This window comes from Phocaeicola vulgatus ATCC 8482 (assembly GCF_000012825.1).
Classification (GTDB): domain Bacteria; phylum Bacteroidota; class Bacteroidia; order Bacteroidales; family Bacteroidaceae; genus Phocaeicola; species Phocaeicola vulgatus.
The window spans coordinates 2,329,431-2,349,303 of record NC_009614.1 but is presented as its reverse complement, the minus strand read 5'-3'; the positions used below and the strand labels follow the sequence as shown (position 1 = coordinate 2,349,303).

10 protein-coding genes are annotated in these 19,873 nt (G+C 38.7%); 1 reads left to right on the top strand and 9 read right to left on the bottom strand.

Translation table 11 applies throughout. The annotated features are described in order from the left end of the window. The first annotated feature begins 283 nt into the window (after positions 1–283). Positions 284–631 carry a cupin domain-containing protein gene (locus BVU_RS09195; protein ID WP_008674400.1) on the top strand — a complete coding sequence of 116 codons (348 nt, stop codon included), beginning with the start codon at positions 284–286 and terminating at the stop codon, positions 629–631. A 93-nt stretch (positions 632–724) separates the two neighbouring features. Here BVU_RS09195 and BVU_RS09190 read toward each other — a convergent pair whose 3' ends face one another. The 9 genes from BVU_RS09190 to BVU_RS09150 form a co-directional block, all read right to left on the bottom strand. Continuing rightward, complete coding sequence (locus BVU_RS09190; protein WP_011965349.1) at positions 725–2,725, bottom strand: alpha/beta hydrolase family protein; 2,001 nt, start codon at positions 2,723–2,725, stop codon at positions 725–727. Positions 2,726–2,742: 17 nt separating this feature from the next. Then, the gene (locus BVU_RS09185; RefSeq protein WP_011965348.1) at positions 2,743–5,127 is read right to left on the bottom strand and encodes a glycoside hydrolase family 31 protein; all 2,385 of its coding nucleotides are present in this window, start codon (positions 5,125–5,127) and stop codon (positions 2,743–2,745) included. Positions 5,128–5,140: 13 nt separating this feature from the next. Continuing rightward, entirely contained in the window at positions 5,141–8,509 is a 3,369-nt protein-coding gene (locus BVU_RS09180) for a sugar-binding domain-containing protein (protein WP_011965347.1), read from the bottom strand. A gap of 2 nt (positions 8,510–8,511) precedes the next feature. After that, positions 8,512–11,541 carry a glycoside hydrolase family 2 protein gene (locus BVU_RS09175; RefSeq protein WP_011965346.1) on the bottom strand — a complete coding sequence of 1,010 codons (3,030 nt, stop codon included), beginning with the start codon at positions 11,539–11,541 and terminating at the stop codon, positions 8,512–8,514. 85 nt (positions 11,542–11,626) lie between these two features. Beyond that, positions 11,627–13,315 (bottom strand): RagB/SusD family nutrient uptake outer membrane protein, encoded by a 1,689-nt coding sequence (locus BVU_RS09170; RefSeq protein ID WP_011965345.1) that lies wholly within the window; start codon positions 13,313–13,315, stop codon positions 11,627–11,629. Positions 13,316–13,333: 18 nt separating this feature from the next. Continuing rightward, positions 13,334–16,633 carry a TonB-dependent receptor gene (locus BVU_RS09165; protein ID WP_011965344.1) on the bottom strand — a complete coding sequence of 1,100 codons (3,300 nt, stop codon included), beginning with the start codon at positions 16,631–16,633 and terminating at the stop codon, positions 13,334–13,336. Positions 16,634–16,688: 55 nt separating this feature from the next. Then, entirely contained in the window at positions 16,689–17,621 is a 933-nt protein-coding gene (locus BVU_RS09160; RefSeq protein ID WP_011965343.1) for a FecR family protein, read from the bottom strand. A 70-nt stretch (positions 17,622–17,691) separates the two neighbouring features. Next, entirely contained in the window at positions 17,692–18,255 is a 564-nt protein-coding gene (locus tag BVU_RS09155) for an RNA polymerase sigma-70 factor (protein WP_011965342.1), read from the bottom strand. 64 nt (positions 18,256–18,319) lie between these two features. Next, positions 18,320–19,867, bottom strand: a complete 1,548-nt coding sequence (locus BVU_RS09150; protein WP_011965341.1) for a pectinesterase family protein — start codon at positions 19,865–19,867, stop codon at positions 18,320–18,322. Positions 19,868–19,873 lie beyond the last annotated feature (6 nt).

Genomic DNA, 19,873 nt, shown 5'->3' with positions numbered 1-19,873 from the left:
TAAGCCATTTTCCGGAGCTTGGATTTGTAATATTTGGTCTTTTCCTCGTATATTTTAATCACGACGAACTACCCTCCCCATATTATAAGTATATTTGAAGAAAAGTTTTAGTTATTCATTTTATATTAAATGCAAGATCATGAATCGTAAAGTAAGAACCGCATTGTATGCTTGCGCCTTGATGGCACCACTACTATTGCAGAGCTGCAATGCACAAAGTGAAAAAAAAGAGAGCAACAAAGAGTGTACTGAAGAAACAAACAAAAACACTGAAAAAAAGGTTATGAAAACAGGTAGTGAAAACTTCATTTTTGCAGAAGGCAAAGAATGGGAACCTGCAGGCGAAGGTGTAGTGCGCCAGATCATGGGTTACAATGATGACATCATGGTTGTTAAAGTAAAATTTGAAAAGGGAGCTGTAGGAGCTGTCCACCATCATATCCATTCACAAGTGACCTATGTGGAAAGTGGAAAATTTGAGTTCACCATCAATGGTGTGAAAAAAATTGTATCGGCCGGCGACTGTCTATATAAGGAACCGGATGCTGTGCATGGTTGTGTATGCCTGGAGCCGGGTATGCTGATAGATTGTTTCAGCCCGATGCGTGCTGATTTCCTGGAAAAGAAATAGACAAGCCATATATTCCATCCACTGCAGGAGCAGATTGCTGTGCCCTCCTTTGGGCATTTAATATGCTCCTACAGTGGAAATGAATTCTATTTTTTAATCTGCAAAACGAATGGGACAATTGCTTAACCTTATCAAATCCGGTAAATCATAATATTTCAAAGCACCATACAACACATTAGAATACATATCCCACTGCATAGGCCTCTCAATGTATTCCTTCCAAGTCTTCACGCTATGTTTTATCTCCACACTGTTGATTCTTTCATCCAAATAAGCAGCATGAATTGCAACCGGACCATAAATACCATTGGCAAATACCTTGACGGGGTGTCCTTTCAGAAATTCGTGTTCTGAACAAAAATCAAGCAAAGTCAAAATATCGACAACACGTTGTCCCATAATAGGACGCCCTATATGCATACTGACCATTGCATTGCGATACTCACGGTTCCAATATTTAGCATCCGTATAGAATGCAGGATCCGTTGTTTCCCCAAATCCGCGCAAATCTGCCAACAACAAGATTTTTCCTTCCGTCAAGGCAGCAGCAAAATTCGCATATTCACTCAAATAAGTTCCTTTTCCCTCTTCCTGTAACCTTAACTCAACAGGAGAATCAGCATTCGCTCTGGACGGCATGATAAGAATACAAGGAACAGGCATCTCCCCTTCCCTTATAAGCTGAAACTTATATTGTTCATTTTCACGCATTGAATCATGTCCGGTTGCTTCAATTCTTATTTTATGGTCAGGAAGACCTTTAAGACCTAACAAATCCAGCATCTTTGCTTGGACAGTTTTCTTTCCTTTCGAAAGAAACGCCTCACGCTTGGAAGCCCACTCATCCAGCTGATTCACATTTTCCTGCATAATACTGAGTGCTCCAGGCATAGATACATTCACCTGTCCTTTAGTCGTACAAAGCATATCAGACAACCGGAAACGGTCTTGTGCCGATTTCTTCACCGGAGATTGATCATCTTTCAGCCAACGCTTGAACCAACTGACCAACTTTTGCCTTTTTTCAGTTCCAAGTCCATGCCCTGTTTCTACTGTCAGCATATCCACCTTTTCGGGAACTCCCAATACTTTATAGCACTGTTGTAATTCAGCAAACCCTTGTTGTGCACCCCATAAATCGACAAAATCATATTTACCGCTTAAAATCAATAAAGGCCGTGGAGCCATCATTAAAGCAAAATCAGGTACTTCCAGTTGTTCACGCCCTTCGTATGGTATATGTTGGCAACCATCGGAAGGACCTTGCAACTCCATAGTACGTTCTCGGGTAGAAAAGAAACTACAAATGGCCGCTACCTTTACACGGGGATCCAAACCTATATAATAAGCGGTCTGAGTACCACCACCAGAAGATCCATATACTCCGATACGCTCCGAATCAATATCCTTACGAGTCAATAAATAGTCCAAAGCCCGATGATTATCCCAATATTCCTGTGCCGCCAAACTAGTACCAAGCAAGTTAAAGCCCGCATTCAGTAAGGTATGTTCCGTGGTAGCCCCCCGTGTCAGCGGTTTTCCTTCCCTATCAATAAGTTGCAACCGTTCTCCCTGGCCTATGGGATCTACCACTAGTACAGCAATACCATTGGATGCCATCAGCATAGCGGCATGAGACGAAGAACCTTTACCATTCAATCCATGTCCGCAAAGTTCCAATGTTGCCGGAACAGGAACAGTCATGTTCTCCGGCATATAAAGATGTGCTGTGACATAGCGGCCAGGCTTGCTTTCAAAAATTATTTTCTCTATATAATAGCCGGTACCTTGTATCTTCCCCACCACCTGAACATTTAAATTCTCTTTTTCAGGAAAAGTACCTACTATTTGTTTATATCGTTCACGGCAACCCTCCAGGTACTCCTGCATCCCGGCAGGAGAAGTAAATGCTTGCTGAATGGCTGACTGCCGGGATGCAAACTGCCGATGTACATCACGCATCAGATAAGAATTATAAGCAGTACTTTGACTCCAAGGTAATGCCTTGAACTCCCCCTGAGCAGAAACCACAACAGTCCCCACCCATATTCCCAAACCTACACATAAAGTGCGAAAACCGATAATTTTTCTCATAGAATCATCCCTTTAAGTTATTGTACCACAATTTCAATTTTCTGACGGTTATCTCCGGCTGTCTTCACATACAAACGTTTATGCTCTATATCATAAAACCAGCCTGTATTCCGCTCTGCATCTGTAACTGATGAAAGAACGGGCAACGATTTACCATTTTCTATCACAGATTGCGGAGCGTTCTGCAAATAAGCCTTTACTAGATAAGTGTGCTTGGCAGGTTTGTACTTCCCTACCGGTTTATCTGCAGTAAACGTCCAACTATCATCAGCAAGCCTGCTGGTAAAACGGGTCAATGAACCAATCCCTTTTTGATAATCCATTGATATACCATCATCTTCATACATCTCATAAGAAGAAATGCCTGACGGATAGACATCCAATGTTATCATCTCTACAGGGTGCTGATCTACCCACTGCATAACAGGTTGCATGGGAATAATAGCTCCGGCTTTTATATAGATAGGCAACACATCCAACGGAGTAAGAAAAGATTTATATTGACGGCCCTCGTAACGCTCACCGGTTTCATAATCAAACCATTCTCCACCGGGAAAATAAACATGTTGGCTCAGTGCACCTTTGGTAGTGACAGGACAAACCATCATCCATGGCCCGAACATATACTGACGTGTCAGCTGATAAGTATTCTCATCCTGAGGATAGTCCATCACTAAAGGAGTCATCATGGGACGTGCCGTTTTATAAAGCTGATAGGCATTACTATAAATATAAGGAATCAATGTATAACGCAAACTATCATATTTGATGAAATTGGCCAAAGCCTCCGGACCATAAGTCCAAGGTTCATGGTAACGGGGATGGTCCATACCGAACACCATGGCGATAGGTGAAAACATACCGAACTGTACCCAACGAGTATATAATTCTGTATCGTAAGGAGAATATTGTTCAAATCCTCCCATGCAATGAGTCCAGTTACCCACACCACTCATACCAATATTAAGTCCTGCACGTATCACCGGTTCAAACCACTGCCATTCACTTCCCCAGTCTCCAGCCCAGATATAAGGATAACGCTGAATTCCCGCATAACCTTCACGGGTATGTGTCACCCCCCTCATATTATTATATTCCTGAAATTTACGATAGGGGGCCTCCGCATAAGCTAAAGGAAAAATATTATGAAGTCCTTTCAGGTCCATCGTTCCTCCGACATCCGTTTTCACAAACTTAGCCCCGATAGAAGCGACTTTCATTACTCCGTTCTCCCACCACCAATCTACAGCTTTCGGATCAAAGAAATTCACCACTCCTTCTATCTTTGCTCCGGGATACAGCACGTTTCCCTGTTCACGCGCCTTATCCAACAGATGATATTCAGGGCCATTATCTAATATAGAACGGATATGAAGCCCCACCATTTTTACATTTTGCGCATAGCAACTATCAAACATGGCTTTCGGATCTTTGAACGTATTACGCCATTCAAAACAGCAACCACCATTTCCGTAAGTGGTATTAAACAGCCTCCAAGTAGAATCCAGCCAAAGCAAATCAAAAGGCACTTCTTCCTCACGCAAACGTTTACATAAAGCAGGCGGGTATTTATCGGAAGTCATCTCTTCATTCTTCCAGGTTCCACCGGAATAAGTACCGACATGCAACCCCATTGCAAAACGAGGAAGCATGGGGGATTTTCCGGTCAATTCCGTATATCTGTCAACCATGGTATAAAAATCGGGACCATAAATAAAATAATAGTCCAAATCACCGCCAAAAGCTTTGAATGAATAATAATCACTACTATCCCACCCCATATTCCACTCGGTAGCAAACGGAGTATGAAAGAATAAACCATATCCTTTGGTACTCATCATAAAAGGTACGGGACAATAATTGGCACGTAAAATATCTTTTCCTCCTACAGCCGGTTTTATCCCTCTTCCCAACTCTACATTCAGATAGACCTTACGCCCTCGCTGATCCATGAAATCCATACGTTCCCCAAAACCAAAGAAATGCTCATCCGGTTGTAGAACAGCTTTCGTCTTGACAGAATCCTTATAAAAACGTTGTTCCGCAAGTTCCGTATAAAGCAGTTTGCCGTTTTTATCAGAAACAGACAGACAGAACGGATTCTTGGTAGCCTCTATAATCAGTTTTCCGGTCGTAATCAACCATGCAGCACCTTTATCTTCCACTGTATAGTGTACAGGAGTAAAATCATATTTCCGAACCATCCACTGCTCATTTTCAGCGAACACGGTACCTTGAGAATGACGTACACGGAACATATCATCTGTACAAAATTCCAATTTCACATTTCCCTGAGGCAGAAGAAACAACAAATCATTTCCTGTCTTCTTAAAAGAAGCATTGGCCGCCCATAGCCCTATACAATACAGGCATAAACAAAAGCATAGGATTCGTTTTTTCATGGTATCTGTTATTTTATTTAAAATCAATCATATTGAAAATCAGCTTTTTGGCTACGAGTCCGGCAGCCGAATCATTAATGATGTTCCCATAGATATCCAATGTAGAGAACAAAACACTACCCTTACCCATAGGTACAATCCCCATAGCAGTTCCGATAGCCATAGGATAAGTATGATAGGCTCCGACCAGCAATTCTTCACCTTCCATCACTAATCCCATACGCTCCACCCCTGTATGTATCAATGCCTGATAAGGCCAGTTGAGAGCATTTCCGACAGGAAGTTCCTTGAAAATATCATGTGGCTTATTAAACATCACCCCGCCCAGCCAGTTGGTTCCAACAAAGAATTTGTCCTTAAACACCGCTTTACTATTAGCCGCTATAAATTCCGACCATTCATCAGCACTCTGAATAATAAAGATTTTGGTTCCATCATTTACGGCACGTTCCATTAAACGCTGTGCATCCGGCATCTTATCATTAGGAACAGCCCAATCCAAACGACAACGCGCGTTACTGCGAGGATGCCTGAAACGGATCTCTATATCGGCAGACTTGCCTCCTTCCAAATAGACTTTTCCATCGCCCAAATGCTCTTTCTTCCTGGTTATTTCATATATTTTCTTACCATTGACAAAGACTTCAATCATACTACGATCATTACTCTGAGGAATAATCGTATATTCACCACTGACAGAAGGAAGTACTTTACCACTCCATTTAATACCATAACCATCAAGCATATACACAAAAGGACTTGGTGTAGCTCCCTCAATAGCACTCAGATTAACCACCTTGGCCACTTCATGATAAACTTCCTTCTGAAATTCCATATCCTCATAATAGACCACATCCAATCCCGGTTTGCCATCGGCAGAGCGTAACGCTTCCATCGGCACCATTGTCAACTGATCTTTCCTAGGAGGACGGGCCACCATAATCCAATCCAACTTTCCTAAATTATCCTCGTAAGCTGCAACCGCTTCTTTCGTTTTTCCCTTCAAGAAATTCTGTAAAGCACTCCCATCTTCCCAAACGGCCCCTTTACCATCCAACATATTGGATGCCAGATTTACAGACAATATATCATCATACCCAGTTGTAACAACAGAATTTTCCTTACACAGTTTTGCTTCAATCCTACAAAGTCCTCCAGCTGTAGGAACAGGTATTTTTACATCTTTCACCAACAACTGACCATAAACCTCACCTCCGGCAGCTTCCGTTTCATAAGTCCCTACCTCCATCACTTTTCCTTGAGAGTCTGTCACCGAGATTTTCAATTGATGGTTTCCCCGGACATTCTTCTCATTAATCAGATAAAAATCAACGGTCACCTTTCCCCCTGCGGCTGCAACCTGTTGCCTGGTCTTTACCGCTACATACAAAGGCTGATTATAACGAGCTATGATAGCCGGATCTGATTTGGGATAACGAAAACAATCGACAATTCCCGAATAATTCTCCGTCAATTCCGATTCCCATCCATTAACAACGTATGCATCCGTCAAATTATTCATTCTGGCCGATTCTATTTTACGTCCCTGATGTTCATAGGATACAGTTCCCATAGCCACACACAAATCATCCACGGTAGGATAAACAGTCCTTAACTGTTTAGCATCCAGAAATTTATTGAATTCATCATACCAACGTAGAAACTCTCTACCATCCCATCCTTTATAGCTATATTTTTCCAAATCTTCTTTATTCTTTTCCAAACGAGGAGGTGATGATAAAGCCCCTTCCTCACCAAAGAATACAATTTCACGCTTATTCTTTGTATCATTATAATAATCTTCAGGGCCTTTGTACAAACCTTCATTCCAAACAGCAGGTCCTCCGGCACGATGATAATCATACCAGCCACTCCAATACACTTTTTCATCGTAAGGACGAATATGAATTTTAGCCTGATCTTCTATATCATCTCCCTTAGCCCAAGCCGAGGTACGAAGAATCAACCGGGAAGGATCCAATACACGCATATCCTTCATCGCTTGAATTTCCAATTCTAACTTTTCAGGAGCAGCATTTCCCGATTCATTCATCATATTATAGATAACCAGACAGGGATGACTGCGATCCCTCTTTACCATACGGATGACCTTTTCATGCAAAACAGCATTCATAAACGGCTGTCTTACGTCCAGACGAAAACCGCCAGGCTCTTCAAAATAGAGCAGTCCCAACTCATCAGCATAATTCATTACGTCAGTATTACCGATAAAACGATGAAAATTCAGCATATTCAATCCTAACTCCTTAGCTATGCGAATTTGCCTTTCAGCCAATTCTTCCGACGGAAAAATACCATTGACTGGCCAAAAACTCCAACTGATGGCCGAGCGAAGCATGATACGTTTTCCATTTAAACGAAAAACAGCATCATCACCTATACCGGAAGCCTCGAACCAACGGAATCCAAAACGGCGGGAATCTTTATCCACCCAGTTCTGTCCTTCGGACAACTCCACCTCACATACATACAGATTAGGATCATCCACACTCCATAATTTCGCATCCGGAGCTGATACAGGAATCTTCAGTTCATTCATACCTTTATTTAATGAGATACCCTTTATCTCTTTAGAATAAACTATTTTTTCTTTATTTTTCCACTCGTACACCGTTATACGAAGATCCTGCTTCGCAGTCTTTCCTTTTTCATTCTGTAATGTCAGAATAGCGTTGGCGGTAGTTATCTGAGGAGTATTCTGCATATAAATATCTGCCACATAAACAGAATTACATACCTTCATACTAACTTTTCCTGTTATTCCTCCAAAGCCATGACCGGGAGGCAACATTTTATCTCCCCACGGAATAGTTCTGTAGTCACGCCAATCATGGTTACCACCCGCATCCGTTATACGTACAGCCAATTGTACCTGTTCTCCTGATTTTATATAAGGAGTAATATCCGTTTCAAAAGGAACATTGTCCACAATCTGATAATCCACTAATCTCTGATTAATAAAAATTTCCGCCCGTGAACGTATAGAGCCAAAATTCAAAAAGACTTTTTGTCCTTTCTTCAATACCGGAATATCCATTGTACGACTCCACCATGTAACTCCTGTAATATCTCCTTCGGGTCCGGACTGAGTTTGAAGATATTCTTCAGCTGTTCCAGGAACCTGTACCGAAAGAGTCTGGGCAGAAGTCAATATATCCCATCCCGCTGTAGGAACAATTACAGGACTTTTCCGTGCCTCTTCCAATGTCAAATAAATATCCTCTGTCTGCCAAGCTGCATTTTTATCCTGCCATAAATGCCATCCTTTTCCTGACAAATCAAAAAATGGTCTCTCCTGTGCTCTCACCCCATAAAATGGACATAACAACAAAAATGCTATGGCAATAATACTCTTCTTCATAATTATCTATTACTTTCTTTTATTAAATTCAATAATAACTGTTGGCCCACTACATTAGCCCTATTCTCGCTTTTGGTATTAAAAGTATTCATCGACTCGTTCATGCCATCAAGATCAACAGGAACTGTATAAGCTTTGACATCCTTTATACATGCAGGAATATCCAATGTAGTAATAATTATTTTTCCACGACCTGCCGGAATAACAGACAAGGCAGAATAAACTTCTTTTTTATGATCGGAAACACAAGCAACCAATGTTTCCCCATTAAAGCAACGCAACCCTACACGATGACGGTTGTAAGTAGCAAAGCATTGATATTCCCAATTAAAGACACAATTGACAGGCAATCCATCAAAAATAGGATGTTCTCTATTGAAAAAGTTCCCACCATACCAAGCCGTACCTAGTTTCTTTGAACCACGATAATCCAAAACTTCTTTATCCGCTAAGAACTCAGCCCACCTTTCCGCATTATCCACAATAATCAATGTATGTCCCTTGTAAACCCATTCCATAATATCACTCATACCACTTCCCCATTGAGTAGGTTCAAAGGCGCCAACCAACAAATAATCTCCCGAAGGTGTTCCTTCTTTATATTCCGGAATATCAAAACCAACTGTTTTCATAAAATTGCTCAGAACGCCCGTAGTATCAGCAATAGAACCATTAGCTGTAATTCCTTTCGTATTCAAACTTACAGCAAACAAAGAATCGTTTCCAGTTGCAAAAGTTTTTTTGCCTTTGACCAACTTTGCTTCAATACAAACATAGCCTGTTGCCCGAGGAACAAAATTCCAGCCGATCTGTAAACATTGACCATATACATTCCCCCCTTTAACATGTACACTAGATACATGGGTAGCCAATACAGTACCTTCCGCATCTTTCGCGATCAATTGAAGAGAATAATTCCCCTTCAAATTCTTTTCATTTACAATATAAGTATCTACTATAGTCGTATCTCCAACATTCAGCACTTTCCGATTCATTTTTACAGCTAAAAATAACGGTTGGTTATAACGAGCCATTACTTCCACATCTCCTTTAGGATAACGATAATTATCAACAATGCCGGAGTGATTTTCCAGTTTCATACTTTCCCAACCATTTACAGCATAAGCATCCACCGTATTACTGATACGAATATTCTCAATTACCCTACCTTGATAATAGAAAGCCACATTCCCCATGGCACGGGTCAAATCATCCACTGTAGGAAATGCTTTGGCAAATCCATTGTGTTTAAGAAACGAATCATATGCATCATACCACTTCATATAATCCATCGCTTCCCATCCAGAAGTAGTGCCAGATTGCAGGATTTCATCCCGAATGAGCTGAAGACGCGGCGGAGTACCAATAGCCCCGTCTTCCCCCCAATAAATAATCTCATCCTTATGATCTGAAAAACGGTGATAGTTATCTTTACCCAAATATAAATTATCATGATAGCAACCCGGACCACCTGCATGATGCCTGTCATACCATCCATAATCATAAAAAGTAGTATCGTTTGGCATCAAGTGCAATTTAAAACGGGCATTCGCCTCATTTTCCGGATTCTCTCCATTACTGGAATTATAAGTTAAGATACGGGTAGGATCCAACGAATGTGCCATACGCATCTGCGCATAATCCTGTACCTGTGGCCAAGCTCCCCGTTCATTATGCAAATTATAAATAACAAGAGACGGATGGTTACGGTCACGTTTAATCATTCGCGCCAATTTTTCATTCCGGTAAGCAAAATAAAACTTGCTTTGCTTGTTATTATCATTAAAGTGACTGATAGGATACTGATTGCCTCCCGGTTCTTCAAAGTATAATAGTCCCAATTCATCAGCATAATCCAAGACATTGCTATGCCCGATAGTACGGTGAAAATTCAACATGTTAAGTCCTAGCTTTTTAGCACTCTCCACTTGTCTCCTAGCCAACTCATCAGATGGAGTGATCCCATTATCCGGCCAGAAACTCCATGAAATAGCTGTACGTAAAACAATTCTTTTTCCATTCAAGAAAAATTGCTTATCTCCATGAATATCCTTCACTTCAAACCATCTGAATCCAAAACGCTGCGTATAATTATCCGTACCTACTGAAACAGACAAATCATAAAGATGAGGAGAATCCGTACTCCACAATTTTGCCGCTGGCAAATGAATATGAAAAGTTTGTTTATTCTCTCCGACAACAAGATTTTCAACAGGGTATTCTTTTCGGTAAAGTACTTTCTCACCTTTATGTTCTTTTACTGTTAAAAGCATTTTCTGAGCCTTCATCGGGTTCTTTGTTTCATTACAAGCCGTCACTTCAACTTCAATAGAATGAGGGTCCGGTTGGTTTTTAATAAAAACATCTCCAATATATAACTTATCCGTAGCAACCAACTCCACTTTTCCAGTTATACCGCCAAAACCATGAGAAGGATTAGTTCTATACTCTCCCCATGTATAGACTTGGGAATCTTTCCAATTAAAATTACCATTTGGATCAGTAATGCGGAAAGCAATCACATTTTCCTGACCAGGTAGAATAAAAGGTGTCACATCTACAGCAAACGGCGTACTATTCACCAAATCATATCCCACCAATTTTTTATTAACAAAAATCTCAGCTCTAAAACGGACAGAAGCAACATTCATCACTATCCGTTTATTTCTCCAATCAGCAGGTACATTTATTTTTGTATCAAACCATGAAACCCCTACATAATTTCCGGTAACTCCAAATGTTTCTCCATTCCATCTCCATAGGTGTTGCTCTACGGTAGCAGGAAGTGTCACCCCTATCTTATCGGGTGTATCAAGCAAATTCCAGCCTCCGGTAGGTATATGAACAGGGAGGTCATGAATATTGACAGGAGGAACATAAAGAGAATCATTTTGCCATACAGCCGAACGATCAAGAGTGATATTCCATAGAGTTTCTGATAAATTGAGACATGCCCTCTGTGCTCTCATAGATGTTACAAACAATAGTACACAACCCGCTAAAACGAATATTTTTTTTATAGCTGATTTCATTTTACCTCTATTTTTCTTTATGGTATATTATAAAAGGAGTATGTTAAGAAGAAATACTTCAATATACTCCTTTTACAAAATTACTTTATTTTGTATATCCGGGATTTTGAGTGAATTCATCTTTATTAGTCACCGCATCCAATTGATTTTGGGGTATCGGACGTAGCATATGATATTCTTGAATATTATCTTTTGCATCCATATTATGCAACTTAACGTATTCAACTAACTTTTTAGTTCGTTTTAAATCAAACCAACGTATTTGTTCTCCACACAATTCCCTAGCCCTCTCATCTAAAATAAAATCGATAGTCAGTTCCGATTCAGTAATTTTCATGTCATTTTCTTTACCTGGTATTGCACGTTTCATCAAGAATTCATTCATCAAATCCACCGCTTCCTGTTTATTCGTTTGCAGCATCGCTTCGGCTGCAATAAAATACATTTCCGGCAAACGAATGACAAATGCATCCCGTTGACACCAATCCTGATTATAAACCGCCGTAGGATCGGCAAACTTATGCATTTCTACAAATTGCGACCTTAAGATAGCTTTACCTTCCGAAGTGTACACGTCATTAACATCCAGCAAACGATACCGCTTTGACGCCCATACTTTTTGTGAATCAGTAGCAGCCGTTTTCATGATATATATGGCCGTATCTCCTGTAGCCATTAAAGGATAAACTTTTAAATCACTCTCGGATAACGGATTCTTGTTAGCGTACCAGGCATCTTTAAACGTCACTTTATAACGCTGATCTATATTCTCATTATATAATTGCAGCAGATACCTGGACGGCATATATCTTTGGAAAGGACGAGCATTCAAGACATCGCGTTCCATTCCGGCTTCCTTATCATATTTCATCACAAAATCAACAATCCCTTTATTACCCGAATTAGTAGCAGTAGCATCAAAAGCATTATTTTCTAATTCTGAGTTGGTGTAATTTATAGAAAAAATTGCTTCTTTGTTTGTACCTCCATCACAATTGGCAATATCCCACATATCACTATAATCAGTATAGAAAGAATAGCGTTGACTATTGATAATATCCTTTGCCAACACAGCGGCCTCAGCATAAAGCGAAGCCTCGCCCGTTGCACAAGCTCTGGTCAAACAAGCTCTTGCTTTAAAAGCTTTAGCTACATCCTGAGTTATTCTACCATCTGTTGATTTGCCTGGTGCCAGTTGATTGACAGCCACATCTAAATCATCAAAAATAACTTTATAAAAATCTTCTACAGACGAACGGTGTGCTTCAGTAACAGCACCCGTTATAGGTTCTGTGTTCAATACCACGTCTCCCCAAGTTTCTGTTATCAACCACAAATAGAAGGCTCTCCAAAACTTAGCCTGGCCTTCAAATGACTTATTTTCAGCTTCGGTCAATACTTCACTTGGCAACAAAGAAATAGTCTGATTACAAGCGCTTAATGACAAATAAAGATTTTTCCAAACATTTCCGATAGTTGATTGGGAGCCATTTAAGTCAATAGTATAATCAGCCAATTGATTTGCTTTATTATCTCCCCCACGCAAAAACAAATCAGTACCAGATTCTGTCATACCAAAACCATCTTCCTGACCATAAAATGTCCTTGCACCCGAATAACAGGAATTCAACGCACTCTCTATTCCAACTTTCGTTTTCATAAATGGATCCGTTGTCAATCCACTTTTATTAGTTTCTTCTAGAAAGTCTTCACAAGAGACATGACATAAACAAAGAAATAATATGCTTATATAATAATAAAATTTTGTTTTCATAATGATCATAATTAAAGATTACAAACTAAGATTGATGCCAAACAACACTTGCTTCGCCAATGGAAAGTCCATACTTCCATTGCTTTCCGGATCATAATTCGGGAAATCCGTGAAGGTAATGAAATTATTCAAAGAACAATAAATACGCAACTTCTGCACCATCATTTTGGATGTCCATTCTTTAGGCAGTGTGTATCCCAATGTAATATCTCGTATTTTCACAAAAGAAGCTTTACGGAATGCCAATGAAGACTGTAACAAATAGCTGTTCGTTGAATAACCACTATTGGGACGAGGATACTCATTGCTAGGATTCTCAGGTGTCCAATAATTTACAGGTGCGCTATTTTCCAACGCACTTGGCTTGTATAGCTGAGTATAGGCATCTTTTACATATTGTCCGATACGACCATAAATAAAGAACATTAAATCAAAATTCTTATAGATGATATTATTAGTTATACCAAACGTATACTTAGGAACTCTTGAAAAAATAACCCGGTCATCCGTAGAGAAAACGCCTTCACCTTCAGAACCTTTAGGTGACATATCTGCCACTTTAATATCCCCTGGCTTAAATCCTCCAAAAGCTTTGGCCTGAACTTCCTCACCTAATTGCCAGATACCAATCTTTTTATAATCATAAAAAACTTGAGTAGGAGAGCCAACAAACCAAAGATTACCTTCATCACGCGTTACACCACTATTTAAAGCTTTAATTTTTTCACGATTCAAACTATATGTCCAATCCGTATTCCAACTAAAATTTTTATTTTGAAACCAAATTGTATTCAATGTCACTTCAATACCTTTATTTTCTGTTTTACCTATATTCTGCATAACAGATGCATATCCAGTAGAACTAGGCAATAAACTTGGAAGTAACAAATCCGAGGTTTGTGAAATATAAGTATCAATTGTACCAGATATGCGATTTCTTAAAATTGAGAAATCCAGTCCAAGATTCCATGTCGATGTTTTTTCCCAAGTCAAATCTTTATTTGCAATCTCGCTAGGATAATATCCATAAACACTACTGCCAAATGTATATACTGATTTTTTAAGTCCTCCTAAAGTAGCATAAGCATCAATTGCACTGTTACCAGCAACTCCCCAACTTAAACGTAATTTCAAATTACTAAAAATATCTTGATCAGCCATAAAGCCTTCTTCTGAAATACGCCACGCAGCGGATGCTGACGGGAAATACCCCCACTTGTGCCCTTTCGCCAAAACGGAAGATCCATCAGCACGCAAAGAAGCTTGGAATAAATAACGTTCATTAAACTTATAATTCAATCGTCCAAAGAAAGAAACCATTTGCGTCTCAATCAATTGACTGGCATTTTCTTTTGAATCAGCATTTGCTCCCAGATCGTGGAATGAAGTCAGAGCAGAAGCTTGGTTAGCTCCACTAGCCAAAACCTTTTCATATCCATAAGCAGTGGTACTACTACCAATCATTGCAGTTAGTCCATGTTTCCCAAATGTTTTGGAGTAATTCAGTATATTCTCCCAAGTATAACGCCAATCGTTATCCGCCTGAACAGAAGAGGTAGATTTTACACCAAGATTAGCTACTGTATTTTTATCTTTATAAATACCTTCCCGACTATCTGTAACATCAATGCCAATAGTGGATTTAAAGAAAAAATCTTTCAGAATATTCACATTCAAATACCCCGAAGCAAACATACGTTTCGTACGAATATTATCCTCGTAAGCACCCGGCTGCTCATCACATAAAGGACTGAATGCAGAACTATTTCCAGGAGCAGGGTTTAATATAAAATTACCATTATCATCATAAGCTCTGCCTATACATGGTATTTTGTTAGCCAAATTCAATGGATTCTGTCTCTTATCCTGATCTTTAAAAGTATATGAAACATTCACACCCACATTGAAAATTTTATTTATCTTATGATCAAGACTAATACGACCATTATAACGTTTCAATACATCATTTTTCAACAATCCTTTATCATCTTGAAAACCAAATGATAATGAATAAGATGTTTTCTCCGTACCACCAGACATACTGATTTCATAATTTTGGGTAATACCGGTACCCAACAATAAATCCTGCCAATCAACCCAATAACCTTTTTCCAAATACTCCAATTCTTCTGCATTGAAAATCAAAGCATCATCCATATATTGATCCGGCGCTGCTGAATTAGTAGTTCTATAGGCCTCTCTCTTTAATTGAGCATATTCTTCTCCATTCATCATACGAGGGTATTTAGCCTTATTTTTAATAGAAACATAAGCATTAAAATCGATTTTCGTCTTTTGTCCCTTGGCTCCGGATTTTGTTGTAATAATAATTACACCATTAGCTCCTTTCGTTCCATAAATAGCTGTAGATGAGATATCTTTCAAGACTTCAATAGACTCAATATCAGTAGGATTAATATCAACAAATGATCCGTAATCTATACCATCGACCAATACTAACGGATTATTGTCAGCTTTAAGAGAACGATTACCACGCATGGTTAATGAAATAGAGGCTCCGGGTTGCCCGCTAGATTGTGTTATATCCAATCCCGCTACTTTACCTTGCAAAGATTTCAACGCATTGGTAGTAGGAGTAGATGTAATATCCGCTGGTTTTATAGAAGATATAGAACCAGTCAAATCACTCTTCTTTTGAACACCATATCCAACCACTACCACTTCATCCAAAGATTGAGTATCATCTTTCATCACAACGTTTATGACAGACTGTTTCCCGACTTTTATCTCCTGAGTAAGATAGCCAATATAGGTCACCATTAATACATCATTCTCGTTTACATCAGCAAGAGAATAATTACCTTCAAAGTCAGTAATGGCACCATTAGTCGTTCCTTTTACCAATACATTTACTCCAATCATAGGCTCACCTGCATTATCTACTATTTTTCCTTTTATCATGGTAGCCTGTCGTGTTTCATCCAAACCGATACTTTTATGAGTAGTTGAAATTAAAATATGATCTCCATCAACTTGATACGTCATATTGGTACCTTGAAAGATTTTATTCAGAATAGCATTTATATTTCCATTCTCTATCTTTATACTTACTTTGTGTTTAGTATTCACCTTATCATTTAACACAAAAAGATAAGATGACTGGCTCTCAATCAAGTGTATCACTTGTTCCAAGCTTTCATTCTTACATGAAATAGTGATACCTTCGTTCCGATCTGATGCTTGTACGTACACTGAACTAAATGACACACATAATAGCAACAAGACTGTTTTCAGTAATCTCACAATAGACCACCGACTTATTGGCCTATCACATACGTTTAAATAAGTTGTTTCCATGTTATTAGATTTTAGTTTTAAAAAAAATATAGTTGTGTTTTATGTATTTGAACCTCTATTTGATATAAATAATTTGTTTGTCCTCATCCTGCTCTATAGTAAAAGGAGCATCTTTCTGCAATAACCTTAACGCATTAATAACCCCTCTACTTTGTCTAAATTTTCCTGTATATTTATAATGTTCCACCTCTTTATTTTGAATAACAATGCTATCTCCAAAATATTTAGTAAAAGTTTTCATGATGTCCTTCAATTTTGCGCTTTTTATACAAATTAATCCCTCACGCCATCGGAACTGGTCATAATCGTGGATGGTTTCCAAATGAATTTTTCCATTTTTATGATAACATACCATTTGATCAGGTTTCAAATAAATATTGTTACCTTTTACTCTGACACGGACTTTGCCTTCAAACAAAGAAGTCTTAAATACATCAGCGTTAGAATAAGCTTCCAAATTAAAATGAGTACCGAGTACTTTGATTTCTCCTTTTGAAGTATGTACATAAAATGGCTTATTTTTATTGGCCGATACTTCAAAATAAGCTTCTCCATCCAACTTTACTTTACGATTATTTGTTGCAAAAACAGAAGGATAACTAAATTTCGTATTAGAATTAAGGCACACAAACGTACTATCGGGTAAAATTATGTTTATTCTTTGACCGGCAGGAACAAGTATGGTTTGTAATACCTCTGATTTTTTCACCAATTCCTGATACTTATAAATAGTAACAGACACAACAACCAAAAGAACAACCGCAGCTATCTTTACGGTATAATTAATTAACTTATATAACAACGGGGCATTTTCTTTTTGAAACAGTTCCTTTTTATCTACCAACAAAATACCTGCATCAAATATTTTCTTTTCACGACATAATGTCTCATAATTATCCGGTGAACTTTCAGCCCATCGTTTAATAGCTTCTTTCTGCTTGTCAGATGCTTTGCCTGCAAAAAAATGATACAACGATAATAAATTCATTTTCTTTCCATTATTTACTCTATAAGCACATGAGAATGGAAATACCCTAAACGAAAAACAAAAAAATCTGCTAAATTAGATAAATCAAAAAAGAAAGATAGTCTTTGAGGACAGCACGTAGAGCTTTTAATGCCTTACTTATATGATATTCAACGGTTTTTTGATTCACAAATAACTTTTTAGCTATTTCAGGGTAGGATATATCTTCATATCTGTTCATAAAAAAAATCTGTCGAGTTTTTGATGGCAATTTTTCAAGCGTATGATTTACAATCTCTTGCACCTCATTAGTATACAATTCACAAGGATCACATGCCGATAATGCTGATATCTTAAAATCCAATTCCCATAAAGCAAGTTCAGACAAAGAATTATTCTTTTCATAATGAAAGCGTTCCTGTCTTAAATAGTTCAAGCATTTATGCTTTATAGCCGTTAAAAGATAACTTAATATATTCTCATCGTTCTTTATATCTCTTCGATGTTCCCAATAATAAGCTAAAGTGTCCATCACAATATCTTCAGCTATAGAAATATCGAGAATATAAGTTTGCGCAAAACGAATAAACCGTAACCTGTAATCAGTATATAATTTATTAAAAGTTTCTGTTTCCAACTTTAATAGATCATCCATATCTGTTTCCGATATTTAATTAGATACCTCAATATTCGATGCGCAAACTTATCTCCACTAATTATTACTTCGTCCCATTTATACAACTATCCGGCACCCAGCCTTTCAAAACAAAAGCAGGGTTCCGATAATTGTTAATCAGCTCTGTATCTTTATCTTTTGTCAGCTGGCGGGAATATGGATGACGTTTGGATACATCAACCGGATTTCCTGTCACCATATCACAAGTATTATACTCGTACATTTTAGCAGTCTTCGCTCCAATAGAACTCCAGCCTTCAGGAATTATATTTTTCACTTTACAATCTATCAAGACAAACTCTGCATCAGGATAGGCCGAACCGTGGTTACTTTTAGTACGTCCGTAATCCGCCTGTTTACCATCCTCCGTAGAAAAAGTGCATTCAACAAACACATTACCATGATTGCCCGCCGTATTTCTTACCCATGAGAAAGGGCCGCCACCATTACGGAAATTACTTTTATAAGCAAACAAGCTGCCACGTCCTAAAATAGTATCACCACCACCATCCAACTCACAAGATTCCATATAGATTGTTCCATTCGCCTGCAATGCATCTCCTGAACCTATAATATGTACACGGTATAAAGCAATCCTTTCTCCATTAATCAACAACCCTTCTGCCTGACCTTTTAAATCTGTAGCAATGGTCATATCCTCAATGACTATATCCTTGCAATTATCAAGCATGAAAGCCGCCCGACGGGAAGGAAATGTACCGGGCCACTCATTGGTTTTCACAGTCAGCGGATGAGGATTAAAGACTTCATTATTTGCATAATGTACTTTAGTATCGGTCATTCCTGCTCCTTTAATTTTAACATTCCATTTATTTCTTGTATAGACCAATTCTTCATAATCACCGGGATTAACTAAAATCACAGTCTGTTGTTCATTAAAATCAGGAATAAAATCCAAGGCTCCCTGAACTGTATTAAAGTCTCCTTTTCCTGCAACATCCACAATCAATGTATCTGAAAGTTCCGGCATGTCAGATTTAGTAGTGAAAATCCACTCATCTTCTTTAGTGACTCCTTGAAAACTGCCATCAGCTAAATTTAACACACCATTATCTATAGTCACATAGTAAGTATGCCCATATTCCAGCATATTATTGTGTAGATAAATAGTAGCTATAGAATCACGCACGATGACGGGATAAAAATGAAAGGCATCCGTAAATCCCCCTATAATAGTAAGCTGGTACACAGGAGGAGTAGGTTCCGCCGTTCCCGAAGGAGTACCCGGACGAGTATCTTTATTGGTAGGCATAACGGTACGAGTATAGTCATAAGGCACTTTTGTATAATCACATTCCGGACCATACGTACGGCTCTCCGTAGGACCAGACGGAATACTCAAATCCAAACTGTCCACCACTTGGTCAGTAACTGCGTCATAAACCCGTATCATACCGGAATCTCCAAGGACAGGAGTTTCGGAAAAAGTAAGAACCAAATGAGTGTCCGGATTGACATTTTCCGAACCGGAAGCAGGAAAAAGTGTTGCATTGACCTGCCCTGTCTGATTACACGCCATTATAAAAGGAACTGCGGCAATCATACCTAAAAACGATTTTAATGTAACCATAGATTC

Excerpts from the sequence above, each read along its gene's own strand:
- BVU_RS09170 (WP_011965345.1), bottom strand. The coding sequence starts at position 13,315 with ATGAAAACAAAATTTTATTATTATATAAGCATATTATTTCTTTGTTTA.
- BVU_RS09185 (WP_011965348.1), bottom strand. The coding sequence starts at position 5,127 with ATGAAAAAACGAATCCTATGCTTTTGTTTATGCCTGTATTGTATAGGG.
- BVU_RS09195 (WP_008674400.1), top strand. The coding sequence starts at position 284 with ATGAAAACAGGTAGTGAAAACTTCATTTTTGCAGAAGGCAAAGAATGG.
- BVU_RS09175 (WP_011965346.1), bottom strand. The coding sequence starts at position 11,541 with ATGAAATCAGCTATAAAAAAAATATTCGTTTTAGCGGGTTGTGTACTA.
- BVU_RS09155 (WP_011965342.1), bottom strand. The coding sequence starts at position 18,255 with ATGGATGATCTATTAAAGTTGGAAACAGAAACTTTTAATAAATTATAT.
- BVU_RS09150 (WP_011965341.1), bottom strand. The coding sequence starts at position 19,867 with ATGGTTACATTAAAATCGTTTTTAGGTATGATTGCCGCAGTTCCTTTT.
- BVU_RS09180 (WP_011965347.1), bottom strand. The coding sequence starts at position 8,509 with ATGAAGAAGAGTATTATTGCCATAGCATTTTTGTTGTTATGTCCATTT.
- BVU_RS09165 (WP_011965344.1), bottom strand. The coding sequence starts at position 16,633 with ATGGAAACAACTTATTTAAACGTATGTGATAGGCCAATAAGTCGGTGG.
- BVU_RS09190 (WP_011965349.1), bottom strand. The coding sequence starts at position 2,725 with ATGAGAAAAATTATCGGTTTTCGCACTTTATGTGTAGGTTTGGGAATA.
- BVU_RS09160 (WP_011965343.1), bottom strand. The coding sequence starts at position 17,621 with ATGAATTTATTATCGTTGTATCATTTTTTTGCAGGCAAAGCATCTGAC.